At 39.5% G+C, this 20,191-nt stretch carries 15 protein-coding genes; 14 read left to right on the top strand and 1 reads right to left on the bottom strand.

Translation table 11 applies throughout. The features are described 5' to 3' along the window. Positions 1-63: 63 nt before the first annotated feature. Complete coding sequence (locus tag ACODST_RS12530) at positions 64-963, bottom strand: carbohydrate kinase family protein (protein ID WP_488932447.1); 900 nt, start codon at positions 961-963, stop codon at positions 64-66. Between the two features lie 225 nt (positions 964-1,188). Between ACODST_RS12530 and ACODST_RS12525 the strand changes: the two genes are divergently transcribed. The 14 genes from ACODST_RS12525 (at position 1,189) to ACODST_RS12460 (ending at position 20,161) form a co-directional block, all read left to right on the top strand. Next, complete coding sequence (locus ACODST_RS12525) at positions 1,189-2,058, top strand: helix-turn-helix transcriptional regulator (protein ID WP_488932446.1); 870 nt, start codon at positions 1,189-1,191, stop codon at positions 2,056-2,058. 301 nt (positions 2,059-2,359) lie between these two features. Continuing rightward, on the top strand, positions 2,360-2,929 hold the full coding sequence (locus ACODST_RS12520) for a Pvc16 family protein (RefSeq protein WP_488932445.1): 570 nt from the start codon (positions 2,360-2,362) through the stop codon (positions 2,927-2,929). Then, positions 2,926-3,765: a hypothetical protein gene (locus ACODST_RS12515; RefSeq protein WP_488932444.1), complete on the top strand. Its 840-nt coding sequence runs from the start codon at positions 2,926-2,928 to the stop codon at positions 3,763-3,765. Before ACODST_RS12520 ends, ACODST_RS12515 begins: the two co-directional genes overlap by 4 nt. A 36-nt stretch (positions 3,766-3,801) precedes the next feature. Beyond that, a complete protein-coding gene (locus tag ACODST_RS12510) occupies positions 3,802-5,379 on the top strand; it encodes a phage tail sheath family protein (RefSeq protein WP_488932443.1) in 1,578 nt (525 codons plus the stop codon). A gap of 56 nt (positions 5,380-5,435) precedes the next feature. Then, the gene (locus ACODST_RS12505) at positions 5,436-5,906 is read left to right on the top strand and encodes a phage tail protein (RefSeq protein ID WP_488932442.1); all 471 of its coding nucleotides are present in this window, start codon (positions 5,436-5,438) and stop codon (positions 5,904-5,906) included. Then, positions 5,893-6,363 (top strand): phage tail protein, encoded by a 471-nt coding sequence (locus ACODST_RS12500; RefSeq protein WP_488932441.1) that lies wholly within the window; start codon positions 5,893-5,895, stop codon positions 6,361-6,363. The genes ACODST_RS12505 and ACODST_RS12500 overlap by 14 nt, the downstream gene beginning before the upstream one ends. Before the next feature lie 5 nt (positions 6,364-6,368). Next, positions 6,369-6,539: a DUF5908 family protein gene (locus ACODST_RS12495; protein ID WP_488932440.1), complete on the top strand. Its 171-nt coding sequence runs from the start codon at positions 6,369-6,371 to the stop codon at positions 6,537-6,539. A gap of 11 nt (positions 6,540-6,550) precedes the next feature. Then, on the top strand, positions 6,551-7,228 hold the full coding sequence (locus ACODST_RS12490; RefSeq protein ID WP_488932439.1) for a CIS tube protein: 678 nt from the start codon (positions 6,551-6,553) through the stop codon (positions 7,226-7,228). Further along, positions 7,225-9,024: a type VI secretion system tip protein VgrG gene (gene vgrG / locus ACODST_RS12485; protein WP_488932438.1), complete on the top strand. Its 1,800-nt coding sequence runs from the start codon at positions 7,225-7,227 to the stop codon at positions 9,022-9,024. Before ACODST_RS12490 ends, vgrG begins: the two co-directional genes overlap by 4 nt. 184 nt (positions 9,025-9,208) lie before the next feature. Continuing rightward, on the top strand, positions 9,209-9,508 hold the full coding sequence (locus ACODST_RS12480) for a PAAR domain-containing protein (protein WP_488932437.1): 300 nt from the start codon (positions 9,209-9,211) through the stop codon (positions 9,506-9,508). Next, on the top strand, positions 9,501-9,932 hold the full coding sequence (locus tag ACODST_RS12475; RefSeq protein WP_488932436.1) for a GPW/gp25 family protein: 432 nt from the start codon (positions 9,501-9,503) through the stop codon (positions 9,930-9,932). The genes ACODST_RS12480 and ACODST_RS12475 overlap by 8 nt, the downstream gene beginning before the upstream one ends. Further along, positions 9,932-13,642: a hypothetical protein gene (locus ACODST_RS12470; RefSeq protein WP_488932435.1), complete on the top strand. Its 3,711-nt coding sequence runs from the start codon at positions 9,932-9,934 to the stop codon at positions 13,640-13,642. The genes ACODST_RS12475 and ACODST_RS12470 overlap by 1 nt, the downstream gene beginning before the upstream one ends. Before the next feature lie 8 nt (positions 13,643-13,650). Then, positions 13,651-16,422 carry a hypothetical protein gene (locus ACODST_RS12465; RefSeq protein ID WP_488932434.1) on the top strand — a complete coding sequence of 924 codons (2,772 nt, stop codon included), beginning with the start codon at positions 13,651-13,653 and terminating at the stop codon, positions 16,420-16,422. Then, entirely contained in the window at positions 16,409-20,161 is a 3,753-nt protein-coding gene (locus ACODST_RS12460; protein ID WP_488932433.1) for a contractile injection system tape measure protein, read from the top strand. The genes ACODST_RS12465 and ACODST_RS12460 overlap by 14 nt, the downstream gene beginning before the upstream one ends. The last annotated feature ends 30 nt before the right edge of the window (positions 20,162-20,191 follow it).

Genomic DNA, 20,191 nt, shown 5'->3' with positions numbered 1-20,191 from the left:
TATCAGAATATAAAAAAACCCGGCATTTTATAAAATACCGGGCTTGTCTAAACTATATCTTTTTTAGTTTTTCCTGATCAGGTTTTCAATTTCAGATACGGGAATCTCAGGATTCGCGCCCGCCGATCCGGCTACCAGTGCTCCTGTGGCACAGGCGAAGTTTAAAGCTGCCTGTGGTTCTTTTCCGGTAAGCAGTGAAGTAATCAAAGCACCCAGAAAGGAATCTCCAGCACCAACCGTATCGGCTACCTTTACAGTATATCCGGTATTTTCATACAGGTGGTCTTTCCATAACAGTAAAGCTCCGTCTTTCCCTCTTGTTACACAGATTGCAGGCGAACTGGTCAACGAAGAAATAAAATTCATATTACTTTCAAGATCTGTAAAAGGGGATTCTAAAGCCGAAGCGATCTCCAGAATTTCTTCGTCATTAAACTTTATAAAATCGGCTGACAGCATTAATTCTTTTAAAATTTCATACGTATAATGCGGCTTTCTCAGGTTGACATCAAATACTTTATAACTGTCTGTATGAAGTAGTTCTTTAAGGGTATTTCTCGAAACCTTATCACGGCAGACCAGACTTCCATAGATCAAAACGTCCGCTTTTTCTAAGGCTTTACGGGCTTCGTTATTCAGTTTAATATGGTCCCAGGCAACAGGATGAACTATCTCATAAGAAGCAGAACCACTCTCGTCTAAAGTCACTTTTACCAAGCCCGTAACAAATTCCTCCGACTGACTAATTGTCGCTGTATCAAGCCCCAAACGTTGTACTTCTTTTATAATTTCCTCACCGTCTTTATCATTTCCTGTACAGCTTATCATACTTACATTGGCACCTAAAGCTTTCATTCTCAAGGCCACGTTGAGCGGTGCACCGCCAATCTTTTTTTCAGTTCCAAAAATATCCCACAGCACTTCGCCAAAAGCTACGGCGTTTAGTTTTTTTTCGTTACTCATTTTATTATTCTTTTAAAATTATCGGGCTTTACAGCACCATTTTAATAAAAATAATAAAGATTGCCGATACCTGCAACCTTACGCCACTGTGAAACTAAAAAAACAAAGAAAATTTCGTGACAATAAATCCCCGTTTTATGACATATTTTTTCTATAAAGTATACTATATCATTACTTTTAATGTCCAATTAAGAAACCAGCTTCCAAAAACAATCTAACCGAAAAATGCCTGAAAAAAAATCTATATTGATTGGATGTGATGATACTATGGTATTAACGAGAGTCCTGAATATTTTAGCGACTATGTCTGACTTTGCATTCTCCACAGTATCGGTTTCCCGGGCAGTAGATTTAAACAGTACCATCGATTCTTTACATCCGGATCTAATCATTTTATGTTTCAGGAATAATCAGAGTATTTTAAAGAACAATCCTTTTAATTCTAAAAACTTAGATACTCCTATTTTATGTTTAACTCAAAGTAACGAATGCGAATCTTCGTGCTGGTCTAAGAACTGTATTGTCTTTACGTATTCGTATAATCATATTAATAATGCCGAGTTTCTGGTTTACAGAATCCGTTCTATATTTCTGCTGAAAAAAACGGCTGTTAAAAATAAAACTACCTCATCATTTGCTGAAGCGGCAATCAAAAAAAACAGCATTCATTATACCAAAGAACTAAGTCATTATGTAATGGAACTTGATCAAAAGGTTGAAGTCCTTAAAAAGGTAAAAGAACGTATTTCATATCTCTTTCCCAATGTAAATGATGCAATCCGGCAGGAACTGATGTCGATCGTAAATTCGATAAAAGCGGTAGCCAACGACACTAAACTCTGGGATGATTTTAAAATCTATTTCGAACAGTCTAATCCTAATTTTTTATTGTCACTGGCACAAAGACATCCTTCTCTAAGTTCTAAGGATTTAAAATACTGCTGTTATATCAAGATGAATATGAGCAATAATGACATTACCAATCTTCTGGGGATCAATCAGGACAGCGTACGCACTCATAAATACCGCCTGAAAAAAAAACTGACTCTTGAAAAAGACCAGGACATTATTTCTTACCTGAGAACTGTTTCTTAGTTCCCATTAAAAAACATAGTTTTTCCTGAATGATGCGGACTGAATTTTCAGACTAAAAATTATTGTGCTTTTCTATAAAATAATATTTTTTTTTCACTCTATTTACCTCAATTACACCTAAAAACAGACTCTTTTAGCTAAAAAATAAAAATGTCTACAATTTGTCTACGGAAAATACGGGATTTAAAAAAATGTATACGAAAAGTACATACTTAATTTCTTACACGAATGAATTTCTAAAGTAATTTTACCCTAACAATCAGACGGATAATCCTTTGATGCGCCCCAAAACAAATTAATCATGATTAACGATTCCCTACAATTTACGAGTAAATTACTCGGACAGTTTTTGAAAAACCGTTTTTCTTTAGACGAGGATAAAATTGTCCTGAATTATATTGTGGATACAAGCGGCGTATTTCCAAAGGTCAATCAGAACAAAGTGGTACTGTCGTTAATCAATATTGAAAAAGAAACCAATCAGCCTTTTTATATTCAGAATAAGAAACTCGCAAGTGGAAATTATTCTCACTTTAATCCGGTAGAGCGTTATAATATTGATCTTTTAATCAGCTGTAATTTTGAAGATTACAGTGAGTCACTGAAATTTTTAGATGCAGTGATCAATTTCTTCCAGATTAACAATTATCTCGATGCTTCGTCCTCCTCTTCTATTCCGTCAGATTTGTCCCGATTAGAATTTGAATACGAGAAAATCTCATACCACCAGATGCACAGTTTATGGACGGCAATGGCGGCCAAATACCAGCCTTCGATTATTTATAAAATGAAACTGATTAAAGTTCAGGCAAACGAAATGACGGAAGTAATCCCGTCTGTAACCCAAATTGCAAACCGGGAAACGTTATGAAAAAGAGTAATTACATAAAGATGTTTTCCGTGGCGGCTTATCACACCTTTTTTGATAACCAGAAATGCAACTGCCTGCATTTTAAACCGAACAAAAAAACAGAAACTATCCTGCGTAAATTCGGTTTTAAAACAGACTCTCTTTCGAACGGTATTCAGTTATTCGGCAACAGCCAGACTTCGCTTTCAGATTTACTCGATTATATTTCCAAAACTACTTTTCAGGATTATTTTGAATTTGACATTAGCTGCAGCAATCCGAGTTTTACCCTGTTTACCGATATGCCTGTTCAATGGCTCGGTCAGTTTACTTACAGCAGCCAGGATTCGAAAAACCAGCCGGATAATGACGCCATAACCCTAAACCAGACCTTAGTGACCAAAGCCATGGCACCTCATTTTGGCAGCTTACAAATTTATTTTGGAGATCTTCAGAAAAGCCTGAGCACTGCTGATCCTGTAAAATATAAAATAAGTTTTGAAGCCCGGGCTACCCAATGGCAGTATTATTTTATTAACCGAAATGCTGTTCCGCTCAATAATCCTTCGATTACAGAAAAAGACAACATACAGTTTGAAGGACCTCAGCAGGTTACTCTTCAGACAGGCGAAGAAGCACTGCTGTTTACCTCAAGTACTACCAATATTCCGCTGAGCGAAAAACCAAAATACAAGTTTGATTTGATTAACAAGAGTGATACGGCAGGATCAAATCAAAGCAGTTCCAAAGGTAAAATCATTTTTAAAGGTTTACCTGTCCCCGATGTTTCCAGAATTGGAATCATTGCTGTAGATGAGAAAAGTCAGGTTACATCACCCATGTATATTTACTTATAACAAAATTTTAAAATGAACACTAAAAATTAAAAATCAATGAATTTATCTACCATCCAAACACCTGGTGTTTATATTCAGGAATTAAATGCTTTTCCGAATTCGGTTGTAGCAGTGGCTACTGCTGTTCCGGCATTTATTGGGTATACACCACAAGCCTCTTACGAGGGAAAGTCGTACACTAATGTACCGGTAAGAATTACATCATTCTCTGATTTTCAAGCCTTTTTTTGTTTACCGGATCCTCCGCTTCCAGCAAGTCCGGCCAAACAGTACAGTCCTGAATATTATTTAGTTCAGGAAAAAAGCCAGCCTGCAAAAGGAGATTATATGTTGATCAACGGATCGTATTATTCTATAGTGCCAGATCCTAACACGATTTATTATTTGTATAACAGCGTAAGGCTTTTTTACGAAAATGGAGGCGGTGACGCTTATATTGTATCCGTAGGAAGTTATGGTCCGCCATCACAGAAACCGGGTACTCCGGGAATTCCGGTGGTAAACCCTAACGTACAGTTAAACGATCTTACCAATGGTTTATCGTTACTGTTAAACGAGCCGGAACCTACTATGTATATCTGCCCGGAGGCCACTTTATTAAGTCTGGCTGACAATGGTACGTTAATGCAGGCTATGCTTTTACAATGTACACAGATGCAGACCGCTATGAGTGTATTCGACATTATTGGCGGTGATGCACCGGATCCTATTTTGTACACACAGGATATAGAGAATTTCAGAATGAACACGGGTTCTCAGGGATTAAACTACGGAATGGCGTATTACCCGTTTATCGGGACAACGATCATGCAGAATTCTGACATTGACTATACCAACCTTTTTGGCGGTGATATTACACAGCTGGCAGCGATCCTGAATCCGCCAAGTGCCCCAAACCAGAGTGTTGCCACTATTATTGCCAATATCCAGAATACGGCCAGCGGTTTAACCGTAACTCAAAATAATAATGCCCTTTTAATCGCAAGCCCTACTTATTCCTTAATTGTAAAACACGTTTTAAGCGATGCCAATATCCTGCCTCCAAGCGGTGCCATGGCGGGGGTTATTACGACTACAGATAATGCAGTAGGTCCTTGGCAGGCTCCGGCCAATACTTCAATTGTAGGAGCAGCCTCTTTACCAATTGCCATTTCCGAAAGCCAGCAGGCTAACTTAAACGTAGATGCCGTTTCGGGTAAATCGATTAATGCCATCCGTATATTCAACGGTTTAGGAATTCTGATCTGGGGATCGAGAACACTGGACGGAAACAGCCAGGACTGGCGTTATATCCCGGTTAGAAGAACGATGATCTTTTTAGAGCAGTCCTGTAAACTGGCTACTCAGGCTTATGTATTCCAGCCTAATGATAAAAATACCTGGGAAGCTGTTATTGCTATGATCAGCAGTTTCCTTACTTCGATCTGGAAACAGGGAGGTTTACAGGGAGCCAGTGCTTCTGATGCTTTCTCTGTGGCTTGTGGTCTGGGTTCTACAATGACGGCCGACGATATCTTAAACGGATTTATGAATGTTACGGTAAAAGTAGCAGTTGTACATCCTGCCGAGTTTATCGTACTGACCTTTCAACAACAGATGGCAACTTCCAGTTAAGAAAGTATTGTATCTGCTCACTTTTAATTAAGTCTTTAATTTAAAACTAAAATATCATGCCAACAGATGACGGAAGCGTACAAGGCGCAACGTGGCCCATGCCAAAGTTCAGGTTTGAAGTAGACCTTGGAACAGAATTAACAAAAGTAGCTTTTCAGGAAGTTACAGGAATGGATGTCGAAAACCAGATTATAGAATACCGCAAAAGCAACAGTCCGCTTTTCTCTGTAGAGAAAATGCCCGGAATTACCAAATACGGAAACGTAACCATGAAACGCGGTGTGTTTGTAAACGATAATACGTTTTGGGACTGGCATCAGCAGGTTGTAATGAACACGATTAAAAGAAGAACCGTGATTATTAAACTTCTGGATGAAAAAGGCGATGTTACCATGCAGTGGACACTTAACAATGCCTGGCCGACTAAAATTACCAGTACAGATTTAAAATCTGACGGAAATGAAGTTGCCGTTGATACCATTGAGATTGCACACGAACAGTTAATTATCAAAAATGGAGGAAAGTAATGATTATCCGGTAAGCTTTTATTTTACACTTTCATTTTCGGGTGTAGATGCGGCTTTTAAGGAGGTATCGGGCATTTCTAAAGAACTGAGCACAGAAGAAATTGTAAGCGGAGGCGAAAACAGGTTTAAATACCGCCTCCCTACAATTTCCAACAGTCCGAACTTAGTTCTTAAGAGGGCTATTGTACCGGTAGGATCAGCTCTCGTTAACTGGTGTGCCAACTGTATCGATCAGGGGCTTGCCAATCCTATTCAGCCTCATAATGTCATACTGCGGCTGCTGAATGCAAGCGGTGTGGTTTGTATGCAATGGACTTTTAACAATGCCTATCCCGTGAAATATTCGGTTTCCGATCTGAACTCACAGGAAAGCAATATTGCCATTGAATCTATTGAACTGGCTTATACTTACTTTAATATTTCATCGAATACCCAATACGATAACCTTTTTAATTAAACATTATGCCGATCGAAATAAGGGAATTAGTCATCAAAACAGAAATTGTAAGCTCTAATTCAAGAGCCGCCAATACGGTAAAAGAAAAAGAACTGACACTCTTAAAAAAGCAGGTTCTCGAAGAATGCAGGAGACTGATTGCTGAAAAGAATCAGGAAAACAGATACAAACGTTAAAAAATAGTACCATGGCAAGTCTAGAACTAATGAAAATAACAGGCTATACAGACGAGGAGTTTCAAAACAAATTCCCCGGCAATCCGTATACCTTTATGATTAATCCGGACACTATTAAAGTACAAAAAGCCATTGATTATAACGAACAGCAGGCTCCGGCCACGAGTTCGACTTCACAGAAGTATAAAAGTACGCCCAGCGACAAACTTAATTTTGATATTGTCATTGACTGTACCGGTGTTGTCGATTCCAAACGTGTTGACATGGCGCAGGAAATTAAAGCTTTAGAAACTATTATTTACACCTATAACGGTAAAATACACCGTCCAAATTTTGTTAAAATACAATGGGGTCAGGATATTACTTTCAACGGAGTTTTGAACTCTATAGACATTTCTTATACACTGTTTAAACCAGACGGAAGTCCGTTAAGGGCTAAAATCTCCCTGGCATTCAGTCAGTACATGTCACCCGAAACCGTTACGATGAATGACGGCCCTGAATCGCCTGACCTTACCCATATTGTTACGGTTACAGAAGGAATGTCACTACCTCAGCTTTGTTTAAAAACCTGGGATGATGATTCGCTTTATGTACAGGTAGCAGCCTATAACAAACTCAATAAATTCAGAAACTTAAACGGAATAGATAAATTAATCTTTCCCCCCGTAATAACCTCCAATTCATGAGTGCTTCAAACGACATACCAAACGGCGCAATAGCGACCTTCGCAGTAAAAGTAAACGGTACGGCAATACCGGACGAGCTTAGTGTGTATACTATTCATATTGAAAAAAAAATAAACCGTATTCCGCTTGCCAAAATCACCATTCTCGACGGAGAAGCCAATACCGGTACTTTTCCGGCCAGTTCTTCGGCTACTTTTGTTCCGGGTTCTTCAATTAGTATAGAAGCGGGATATGACAATAACAATCAGGTGGTTTTTCAGGGTATTATTACAGCCCAGTCTATCCGCATTGACGGACAAATTGGTTCGGCTTTAGAAGTAGAATGCCGCGATACTGCCGTAAAGATGATTGTAGGCAGAAAAAGCCTTACCTACAGCAACCAGAAAGACAGTGATATTATCACCTCAATTATAGGAACCTATTCCGGATTAAGTGCCGATGTTACGGCTACCGAAACCACCTGGCCGGAACAGGTACAATATTATGTAACCGACTGGGATTATATTCTATCCCTTGCCGAAGCCAACGGACTTGTAGTCACTACCATAAACGGGAAAGTGTCTGTAAAAGCCCCTGGCAGCAATACCTCTTCTGTTCTTACGATTACGTATGGCTTAGATTTGTATGAGTTCAATGCCAAATTAGATGCATTGACACAGCTGGGCAGTGTTACTTCTAATTCCTGGGATTATAAAACCCAGGCTATGATCAACGCTCAGGCCTCACCGGATGTAGCAGGTGCCGGAAACCTTTCGACCAAAAAACTATCGGACGTTGTGGGACTTTCTACATTTGAGTTACAAACTTCAGCACCTTTGGAAAATGCCGATTTAACAAACTGGTCCAAAGCACAGCTTATCAAAAGTGAATATGCTAAAATAACCGGTACTGCAAAAATTCAGGGCACTAATCTGCTGGAACCTTCCCAATACATGACATTTGCAGGACTGGGAGACCGCTTTAACGGTGATTATCTTGTTGCCGGTGTTACACAGGATTTGTCTGACGGAAACTGGTTTACCTATGTAGACCTGGGTCTTTCCCCTCTTTGGTTTACCGAAGAGCCGGATGTAATGGCACCAGCGGCTTCAGGACTGCTTCCGGGTGCCAGAGGTATTTTTAATGCCACTGTAAAACAAATGTACAACGATCCTGATTCACAATACCGAATCCTGGTAGAGATTCCGTTGTTTGATAATAATGGTGCCGGAATCTGGGCAAGACTATCCAACTTTTATTCTACCAGCGGAGCCGGAGCTTTTTTCCTGCCGGAAGTTGGAGACGAAGTAATCGTAAGCTTTTTAAATGAAGACCCCCGTTTTCCGGTAATTCTGGGAAGCCTTTACAGCAGTTCCAGTAACAAACCTTACAACGGTCTGGATCCTAATGAGAAAAATACAACCAAAGCCATTGTGTCCAAATCCGGTATTTCGGTAGAATTTGATGATGAAAATAAAGTATGGACCGTAGCCACGCCTAATAAAAATACGATTATACTTAGCGATCAGGACAAGAAAATTACCATACAGGATCAAAATAGTAACAGTATTGTAATGTCTGAAAGCGGCATTGACATTTCGAGTTCGAAAAATGTCAACATCTCGGCACAGCAGAATGTAACGATCAAAGGAACCCAGGGAATTTCAATTCAGTCCAGCGGCGGTGATGTACAGACTTCGGCTCTGAATATTAAAGAAAATGCCGATATGCAGTTTTCTGCACAAGGCTCGCAGATGGCACAGGTGCAAGGCGGAATGGAATTAACACTCAAAGGTGCCATGGTTATGATTAATTAAACTTTAATAATGGGAATATAGAACACGGACAAAACAGATTCACTTTGCGAAAACACGGATAGAAACGGATTTTTTTAATTACAACTAAAACATTATCTCCGTGGATCAGCGTCTTTGCCATAGCAAATCTGTTCAATCAGCGTCTCATTTTACACGATACAAACCAATTTAAATTATAGAAAATATGCCGCCAGCAGCACGACTTACTGATTTTCATGAATGTCCAATGGTAACACCGGGGCTTCCGCCTATTCCACATGTAGGAGGGCCTGTAGTGGGACCTGGAGAACCAACGGTTTTAATCGCCGGATTACCAGCAGCCCGCGTTGGCGATATGCTGGTTTGTGTAGGACCGCCGGATTCGATTATAAAAGGATCGGCGACTGTAATGATTGGCGGAATGCCCGCCGCAAGAATGGGAGATTCAACCGCTCACGGAGGCACTATTGTACTCGGGGCATTTAATGTTATGATAGGTGGATAATACAGGAAACAAAGAGAGTCATTTTTTAGGTACGGGCTGGTCATTTCCCGTTTCTTTTTCTGTGGGCAATCATCAGCTGAATATGTCTGCTAATGAAGCTAATATTAATGAATCGATCAATGTAATACTGAATACCCGTAAAGGCGAACGTACCCTGGAATCTGATTTTGGTTCAGGACTGCAGCAGTTTATGTTCCGAAAAATTGACAACAGCCTGAAAGGCGAAATAATCGAAACCATCCGTTATGCTTTACTGCGCTTTGAACCCCGAATTGTGGTACAGGACGTTAAAATTGCCTCGACAGATATTATCAACGGACTTATTGAAATCCTGATTATTTATGTCTATTCGCAAACCAATACAAGACACAATTATGTTTATCCTTTCTATTTAAAAGAAGGAACCAACTTAGCTAAAAAATAATGATTGCAATTGATCAAAATACGGCTATACAATCACTGAACGATGCGCTCGTTCCGTCTCCTCATTTAATAGACGGAAGGAAAGAACAGGACTGGCTGAATTTCCTGACCGAGTTTAGCAAACTGATCAATTTTTATAATGATACCAATACCATTGAAGGAAACTGGAATCCGTTTTTATTAAAAGACCCCGTTTTTTTAACGGCTTCGATTTCTAAAACCAATTACAAAAGCCTTCATGCCGATTATAAAACCAATTGTACTGAAATTGTCAGACTGGCTGCCGACCCCAATAAAAAATACCTGGCCGTTAAAGCTTTAAACAAACTGTTTGATCATTTAACTGCTATCTATAAAATGATCGAACGCTGGACGTATTTCATGCAGATGACGGACCAGACGTATGATCTTAAAAAATATGTCCTTCATGAAGTACAAACCAAGCTGAGTGTGGATCTATGGGCTATACAGTCTTTCAGGCAATATTTACATACGCTGCCCGTAGACGGCATTATTCCGCCAAATCAGCTTTTGGATGCGGCTGCTTTTGATGAAATTATCTGGAATATCAATAAAGGTAAACAGCCCTTCTGGGAAGTTTTCGGAATTGACAGTCCTGAGACTCTTTTGAATGCTGCCGAACAAACCGCCACTTTTTCGTTAAATGCAGTCACTACTATTGGCGACCGTTTATTTCGTTTTCTGGAGACCGTTATTCACCATTCCGGTCACGAATTTAAAAAACTGAGCCATAAAAAAAGCCGTTATCCTGATACCACCTTACTGCGTTCTTTTATCGACGTGCTCAAAGTACAGCAGAAAGAACTCAATGGTATTTCGCAAAAACATCTTGATTTTTATTATTCCGATATTTTAAAACAAGCTAACCTTCCGGCAGCTGCAGATACCGCTTTTGTATCTGCAGTCCTTGCCAAAAACGATTCGGTATTCAGTTTACCGGCCGGAACCCTTTTTAATGCCGGAACAGATGCCAATAAAAATCCGGTCGTATTTGCTTCTCAAAAAAATACCGTTCTAAATCCGGCTGCAATTGCCAGTGTTCATACTCTTAATTATCAAAAAAATGATCATACGTATAACTTACAGACCATTGCAAAACCAACTGTCCTTCAGAAAGACCAGAACGGAAAAACTATAAGCTGGCCAACCTTTGGTAATACGGGGACAGCGGTACAGGTTCAGCCTTTGGGTGCTGCCTTTGCTTCGCCTATGTTACTGCTGAGAGAAGGTACCCGAACCATTACCCTGAATCTTGGTTTTAATAATGCTGTTGATTTAAGCCTTTTACAAAATGCCGACTATTTTTTAAGCACTCAGACAGACTGGCTGAAACTGCAGTTAACACCTTCCTGTTTTGAGGTAAACAATACACAGCCCAATACCAACAGTATAACGATAACGATCAGCCTTCTGCCGGCAGAAGCTCCGATCGAACCTTTTCTTGTAAATCCTGACGGAATACAAACCAGCTGGCCGATGTTTAAGGTTTTATTCCCGTCAGTTACAAATCCGGCGGATTCCCCAAAAATAAACTTCATTTCTATTGCAGTTAAGGTTACTGATATAACTACTTTCCAGCTTTACAATGACTTTGGGGAATTAAACGCCAAAAATCCTTTTACGCCTTTTGGCCCTGTTCCGCTTGAGAATTCCGGTTTTATAATCGGGAACAATGAAATATTCAGTAAACCGCTGGACAATTTCAGGATTCAGATTAACTGGGACAAACGTCCTGCTGATTTTTCGGCTTATTATGCCGCTTACAATACTTATATAGACAAACCGGCACCGCAGCCTAAAAGCAATTTTATCAGCAGATGGCTTTCTTCTCCCGAGCCTGAAACCACTGAAGATCTTCCTTATTACAGAAATTCAAGTTTTACGGTTGATTTTACTATATTACAGGAAAAGTCCTGGCAGGATATTGCCATGTATAAAATTGACGATACCGGAACTGATTATGTATTTGTTCCCACAGGAGTTAACAACAACCCGGTATTTTTATTTGACCCGGAAGTACCCAATACAACAAATCCTTTTATAACGGATTCAAGCACTTATTATACCTATAACAAACCTGAACCTGTAGTTACGGATTCACAAACAACTTCAGCACCTGCTTTACAGCCAGATCCTAATATTCAGAACCAACCTTTAAAATTCACCGATACCAGCACATCCGGTTTTATTAAAATACTGCTGAACGGCCCTGACTATGGTTTTGGAAGCGAAATATATCCCAATATTGTAGCCAGTATAGCGCTGCAGAATGGTCTTGTTATTTCGTCTAAAGATTCCAGTGCCGACAAACAAAAGGAATTAAAACCGGCAGCCAATATCCCTTTTGCCCCAAAAATAAAAACAATATCAGCCAATTATTCGGCAAGTGTAACCTACAAACTTGACCAAACGGGAGATTATCCATTAGAATACTTTTTATATTCGCCTTTTTCCCATTACAAAATTTATAACAACAGCAGTACGGCGGCCGATGCCGTTTCCCCCATCGCGACGATTGTTGGTACTTCCGCTGATACCGGAGATGGTCTGCCGCTCTACCCTGTTTTTAACTATTCAGGTGCTCTGTATATCGAACTGGAAAACCTGATTTGTAACAGTACACTGAATTTATATTTTGAATTATCCCGTAATTCTATTGCCGCCATAGCCGGACAGGCAGTACAGTATTTCTACTTAAGCAGTTCCGGCTGGAACGAAATAAAAGCTTTAGCTGACGGGACCAACAATTTTAAATGTTCCGGTATAATTGAACTTCCTGTTCCGGCCGATTGTGAAAACAGTGAAGTTTATATGCCCGGAACCAACAACTGGATTTCGATTGCCGTTTCGGGTGATATTGATTCCTACTCGCAGACAACCTCGGTCCTTACAAACGGTTTTAGTGTACAAAGAAGCGGAACTTCTTTTTTAACGGATACGACTGTTCCGCAGATTACTGCCGGCACTATTACAAAACCACAGACCGCTATTCCGCAAATTGGATCACTGGTACAGCCTTTTCCTTCGTTTGGCGGAAAAGCGGCAGAAAACAACACCCAGCGTAATCAGCGTATCAGCAACAGTATCAAAACGAAAAACAGAGCCGGAAGTCCGGCGGATTATTACACGCTTATCACGGAAAATTTTGACGATATCTATTATGTAAAAGTGGTACACAAAAAATCCGACAACAGCTGTAATGTGTATCTGGTAAAAGAAGTGGCTTCTGAAAACGAAAGCAATGCTTTTCTGCCGCTGGTGACCAATTGTACCGAAAGTGACATACAACTCTTTTTAAGCCAGAACGCCTCACCTTTTTCTCCCATTACTGTTTTGAATTTTAATCTGGAATATGTCGTTATTTCAGTACAGATAGAAATAGAAAGCGGTTATCAGCCCACACTCATACAAAAAAATGTAAATCAGGCCTTAAAAGTCTATATATCACCGTGGATCAACAGCAGTCAGAAGCAGACCAAAATAGGTAAACCGCTTACCAATGCCAAAGTAAGTTCTTTTATACAGGACATTGATGGCGTAGCGGTTGTAAACAATGTAACGTTTTCCAGTTATTTTATCAATACGGAAACGAAAAATATGACCGCTTGTAAAAGCAATACCACCACGCTTAAGGCTTATGGCCCGGCGACCTTATTAGTTTCGGCACCAGAACATCTTATCATTATTTAAAAACGGCAATGGATATAATCAATTATATAGTAAAGAACCAGCTTCCTCCGCATCAGGATTTTACGACCCTGAAAGAGAAAGCGCTTGCTTATATCCAGACGCATATAGGAAAAGAATGGACCAATTTTAACCCGAGTGATCCCGGGATTACTATTTTGGACCAGTTTTGTTACGCCCTTACAGAACTGGGGTATTGTACTGATTTTAGTATTCCGGATATCCTGACGAATGCTAATGGACAGATCGATTTTGCTGACCAGTTTTATCAGCCTTCTGAAATCTTTACCACTGCTCCCTGCACCGTTAACGATTATAAAAAATACCTGCTTGATGCAATAGAAGATATCGTAAATATTGAAATCGTCTGTTATGCCGGTAACCTGCCGCTTTTCAGCAGGGTATATCAGGTGTATTTGTATATCAATCCCGATATTACAGATGTTAATCAACGTACTGCTATCTGCAGAGAAGCCTTTTACTATTTAAACAAAAGCCGTAATCTGGGAGAACTCTTTAATATGCCTGCTGCCATGGAGCCGGTAAACTGCCAGATAAGCGGTAAAATCGAATTGCAGCAGCGTAAAGAACCTTATGAAGTTTTACTGGAACTGCAGGACAAAATACGTACGTTTATTTTTTCAGCTGTAAACCAGCAGGGCTACGATACCCTGAATGCCTTAGGTTATAATGCTGCCGAAATATTTGACGGCCCAAATCTTGCCAACGGCTGGATTTTGACAGCTGCCTTAACGGACAAGAAAAACAGCATACAGGCTATTGATCTGGTTCCGGTTATTGATTCTGTGAGCGACGTGGCTGCTATTTCCGGTTTACAGCTTTATCAGGACGGAAAAACAACACAGACCCTTCAGTCGGCAGTAAACCAGATTATAAACATTGATATACTGGGTTCTTACCAGAGTAAAAAACTGGTTTTAAGTTACAGCGGAAAAGAGCTTGCCTTTGATGCTTTTGGCCCTTTAAAAATAAACGACGACAATTTTGAAGAAACCACGGCAGTTTTAAACAAAAACGATGCGAGCAAACTTCCCAAAAGTACTTTCAGGGATATTAACACCTACTACTCTATCCAGAATACTTTTCCGGAACAGTATGGTATCGGGGCCGATACAATCAAAGACCAGTCCAGTCCGGTACAAGTGGCACAATCCCGTCAGTTAAAAGGTTATCTGACCTTGTTTGATCAGATACTGGCCAATCAGTTTTCGCAGCTGGCCAATGTTTCAAAGCTTTTTTCTTTTAAAAATTCGTTATCGGGCGCACCTTCAGACGAAGCTTCTTTTTATGCCTTAAAAGACAAATACGAACAGGATCATCTGCAGTATCCGGTACCGTATCAAATGTTTGCACCCAGTTATTTCTATCAGTCACTCTATACTGTGCCTCATATTAAACCTTTATTAAAAGACTATAAAACGTTTGATTTTGGTTATACTAATAATTCTTCAGTAGAATCCAAAGAAAAAAGCTGGCTTGAATACCAGCAGGATCCGTACAACCCGTACATTTTTGGTCTGATGAAAATAATGGAACAGGAAAATGTAAATCTGGACCGCCGTAATCATTTACTGGATCATTTACTGGCCAGACACGGTGAATCACCAAAAGTAATGGATGTTTTTATTGACGATACCGTTTATACCGGTGAAAAAAGAAAAGACCAGATTATTGTAAAAAGCCTGTATCTGCAAAACCTGGGATCACTGTCTTATAACCGCCAGAAAGCCTATAACTTTATCAGCGCGGCCAAAGTGCATACCGACAGCAGCGGAATACTTGATGTAAGCCTGCCAAAAATTAAGGAAAAACACTTTCAGTTTATTAATGAAAACACGACTGATTTTATTTTTAAATCGGAACAAATCAATAAAAAGGAAAAACTGCATGCTGCCGATTATAACAATTTTTCGGGTATCGAATTAAAATTGAGTCTGTTGTTTGGTTTAAAAAATATATATTCCAATTTTATAAATGCCAGACTGGAAGTATTGCGAAACAGTACTTTAAACCCGCTTAACCAAAATGAATACCTTGTTGTCCGGGAGTGCTTATGGTTTACCGAAAAAAGAAACGGAACTGTTGGGATTGAAACTGTACTGCTCTTAAAACAACTGGAGTTTGATCTGGACATCATAAAACCCAATCAGGTAAATTACAGTTTTTACAGCATTCAGAATATCGATTTTGAGGCCGTATCCAATTTAAATTACCTTTTAAATACCAGCAGCCAGGCCGTTCTGGACAATGCCTTTGAACAGGGATATTTGTCTTTTGCAGATAATCAGTATCCGTTTTCATTTGGCTCTATGCCTCTGGAAAACACCATTGATTACACCAAAACCAGTCAGTCCACCTATTCGTTCAGAATTAAAATTGCAACTGGCGGCGGCAGTATCACCCTTGATTCGGGGATTTTTAGAAAAAATATGCTGTTCCTGTTTCCGGATTTTATTCCGGCAATGCAGACCGCTGAATTCAAAAAACGATTACAGCAGTTCCTGAAAACCAACCTTCCGGTAAACATAAGCTGCGAATGCCTTTTTTTAAACAGCACTCAGCTGGAAGATCTTATACCCAAATACATGTACTGGCATGAAAGCCTGAGACACAAAACGCTAATGCTGCCGCTTTACAGCAAAGAAGAAAGCGCAGCCTTAGCACCTGCGGCCAGAACCGCTATGATAAACCCGGCCGAAACAGCCCTGAACCTAATTAACAGTTTAACCAGCATTTTAGCATCAAGAAATGGAAGAAATTAACCGCCATATTGTATCGAGCCTGAAATGGAACACTACTTTTGACCAAAAAGAAGAAGGGTACAGACTGCAGGAACGTTTGAGCAGCTGGAGCAAAATTTCACTGCCGGGTGAAGTCGCAGCAGTCTTTAACGAACTTTGTCCGCCGGAACAAAGCTGGAGAATTCAGTCGCTGGAACTAGATCTGGGAGCCTGCGATTATCATGACCTTGAATTTGATCTGAGTACCAAAATACGCACGCAGTTACGGGATAAAATAGCCGAACTGATTATTTATCAGAACAGTCAGAAACAAAACTTAATATCGGTTTACAATAAAGAAAAATCCATTCTCGAAAATCTGACCGTATTCCTGACCGAAGGATATCTGCCATGGAGTTATCAGAATAAAGAAGGATCTGTCAATCATCTTATGGCAGAACTCCTTCAGAACAACCTTTCTGAAATTATCGCTATTATCAAACAGGAAGGCATCAGACAGGAACAGGTACGTAAAAGAATTGCCTGGCAGTTTGACGAAAGAAACGTCAATAAAATTATCGCTGCCCTTGAACCTAACAACAGCGACACCATTATTGAGTTCAGTTCGATTATTACTAATCTTCAGGTAAAAGAAACCATCATACAAACCAGTACGGCAGGCTTTAAAAAGAACCTGTATTTCTTTATTCTTAACTTTTTACTGCTGGAACGGGGAACGCTGTTTAATAAAACAGCCTTTATGAAAAGCAGTATCCTGCAGATGGCCAATCATTACAATATTGCTTATGCCGAACTGATTGTACTTATCGAAAATACGGTAGTCAAAATATCCGATAATACTACCCGGAACAACGATTTTATCTATTCGTTAAGAATGCTGACACAGGAATTTGAAGACAGTAAAAAGGAACATTTTACCATTCAGAAAAATACCGATTACTGGAAACTTCTTGAAAAATTATTTGAAAACAAAAACGAAAGAAAAACAAAAACACAACGCAATATTCTAAACGAACTCATTGCCGCTTTACATACCGAAAACCCAATAAAATTTAAAGCGCTCATAAACCGGCTGATTCAAAAGGAAAACGAATTTACGGCTGTTATTGAAGATCTGGAAGATACAACAGTACAAATTATCCTGGCTGTAATCAGTACCCGTGCTTCTGCCCTGCTTATTACTACCATTACGTATCTGACTAGACTAAGTACGGTTTTAAAACTAAAAGTAAACCCGAAATTTTTATGGCAGACCGCAATTGCTAACCTGATCCGTAATACAAATGCAGGACACCATGCTCTTTTGAGACACTGTATTGCCGAATTAAGCCGAAAAAGCAATATTGAAACTGAAAAACTATTAGGAATGCTGACTACCGCTCAAATTCCGGCAGCAGTAAAAAACAACCATACTGTTATTATATACGAACGTTTAAACAGCCTGTACTGTCAGGAAATCGATAAAAACCATTCTGATTATCCGGCCGTACATTTTAAAAATCTGGTTGTAAAACTCGAAGCTGAACTGCAGAAAAGTGCGGCCAAAAATACCGTTTTTAAAGAATTGCAGCGATCACTGATCAAAAACATTCACCTGCATCCTAAAACGGCTTTTGAAGTCCTGCTTTCCTATGAAAACAAAGAATTTATAAAAGCCCTTATTCCGCTGATTCTGAACCGTGAGCTTTTACAATTAATTATTAAAACCGCCAATTATAAAAAAACCAGACTTGTACAGACAGTTCAGATTGTTTATGAAATATTAAACGCCAAAGAAAAATATGACCTGCACGAAGAGCTCCTTACCGATGATTTATTATGGTTCAGTATTCAGGAAATTTTGCTGCATCCGGAGCATAACTCGTCTGTATTTCTGGAAACCGTACTGGTACAGCTTTCTAAAAAAACATCCAATGGCCAGCACCATGATTTTTTCAGGTTTATTACCAGACTGTTACAGTCCAGACGCATTCAGTGTTTTGGTATTACCATTAAAAAAAGCTTCCTGCTGCAGCTCAAAAACAACAATTCGATCGATATTATCGAACTCGCTCTGCTCATGCAGAATACATCCGGACGGGCACAGTCACCGCTGGCAAATGTATTAACGGCACATTTTGATGATCCTAAATTTACAGCATTACGAAAAGAAGGCAAAAAGGAAAGTGAAACTATTTTAGAATATTTTCTAAAAAACAGTAAAACCTTAAAAAACAACTGGATTAAAGAACAGACTGATTATGTGGTACAATGGTCTAAATCGGTTTCAAGAGTCAAAATCAGTCTCGAACTGAATGAAATATTCTGGAAAACAATTTTAAACTATACCGCTTACAAAGGCAGTGCTGTACCTTTTCAGAAACTGCTCGACAAAGCTTTTCTCTTCTATCTTAAAAATCAGGTTCCCGAAGCTTATCAGCATCTAAATGAAACAAAAGCACAGGAAGAAATCCGGTATAACTATGAAAACTATTTAAAAAGAGAAGAAGAACTGCAGCTGGAGTTTTATTCGGCAGAAAACCCGGATGAAACAGAAGAGCTTATTGAAGATGCGGATTCAGACAATCCTGAATATGAAGTTATTTTTCAAACCCAGAAAGCAGAAAACCTATTTGCAGGCATCGCACTCACGGCCGAAGAAAAATACGAATGGTTTGTGATGATGATCTGCCTCAGACAAATTCCGCCGGAACTGGTTCTTTTAGGAGAATATAAGCCCGCCGATTTACTGAACGAAATGATAGCAGCTGACTCAAAACTCTTCTTTCAGATTCTGAGAAAAGAGTTTATAACTGAAGCACAGACCGACTGGCTAAGCCGTACTATTGTTTTTAATACGCTCTGTGCTGCGGTTAATCAACAGGATCAAAGCAGGGAATCGTATTTAAAAATTCTCGAAAAGTTTCATCATACACTCGGAAGGATTACCATAAACGGCATTTCTTCCAAAGAAATACAGACGCTTTTATTAAGAAAAGTGCTTAAAGCGGCGGCCAATGACAACTGGCGCTTAATTACCATCAATAATATCTGGAACGAATTAATCTGGGATATCGTAACCCAAAAAGGGATTTCCAAAAAAAGCTTCCTGATGGACATTGAAAAATATATTTATCAGTTTCCACCCTCGCTGCAGTTGAGCTTCAGGGAAATTGTAAAAACCGAAAAACGAACGTTAAAAATCCCAAAAATTATGGAAAATACATCCAAAAACGGTGCTGTCAGAGATACAATAAAAACCAAAACCCATTTAAGAGAAGGGGTTGCAGTACGAAATGCAGGAATGGTTATTCTAAGCAGTTATTATCCCATGCTTCTGGAAAGACTTAATCTGGTGAGCGACGGTGTATTTAAAAGACCGGAAGACCAGATAAAAGCCACACAGTACCTGCAATACGTGGTTACCGGATTAACAGTAACGGAGGAAAACTATCTGCCTTTAAATAAAGTTTTGTGCGGGCTTCCCCTTTCCCAGCCTGTTCCCGATGAAATAGAAATAACTATCGAAGAACAAGAACTTATTAATGGCATGATGCAGGCCGCTATAGCTTACTGGGACGCAATAGGCATGACTTCGATAGATGGCTTTAGGGGAAACTGGCTCGTTCGCGACGGACTACTTGCTGAACAGGAAGAACGATGGGAACTTACCGTTGATAAAAGAGCCTACGATATTTTACTGAACAAATCCCCTTTTGCCTTTTCCATTATAAAATATCCCTGGATGTCCAAACCGATACATGTAAACTGGCCGTATTAAAAATAAACCGACTATCGCAATAAGTAATTA

This window comes from Flavobacterium sp. FG19 (genome assembly GCF_057809475.1).
This window is presented reverse-complemented; position numbering and strand designations above follow the sequence as displayed.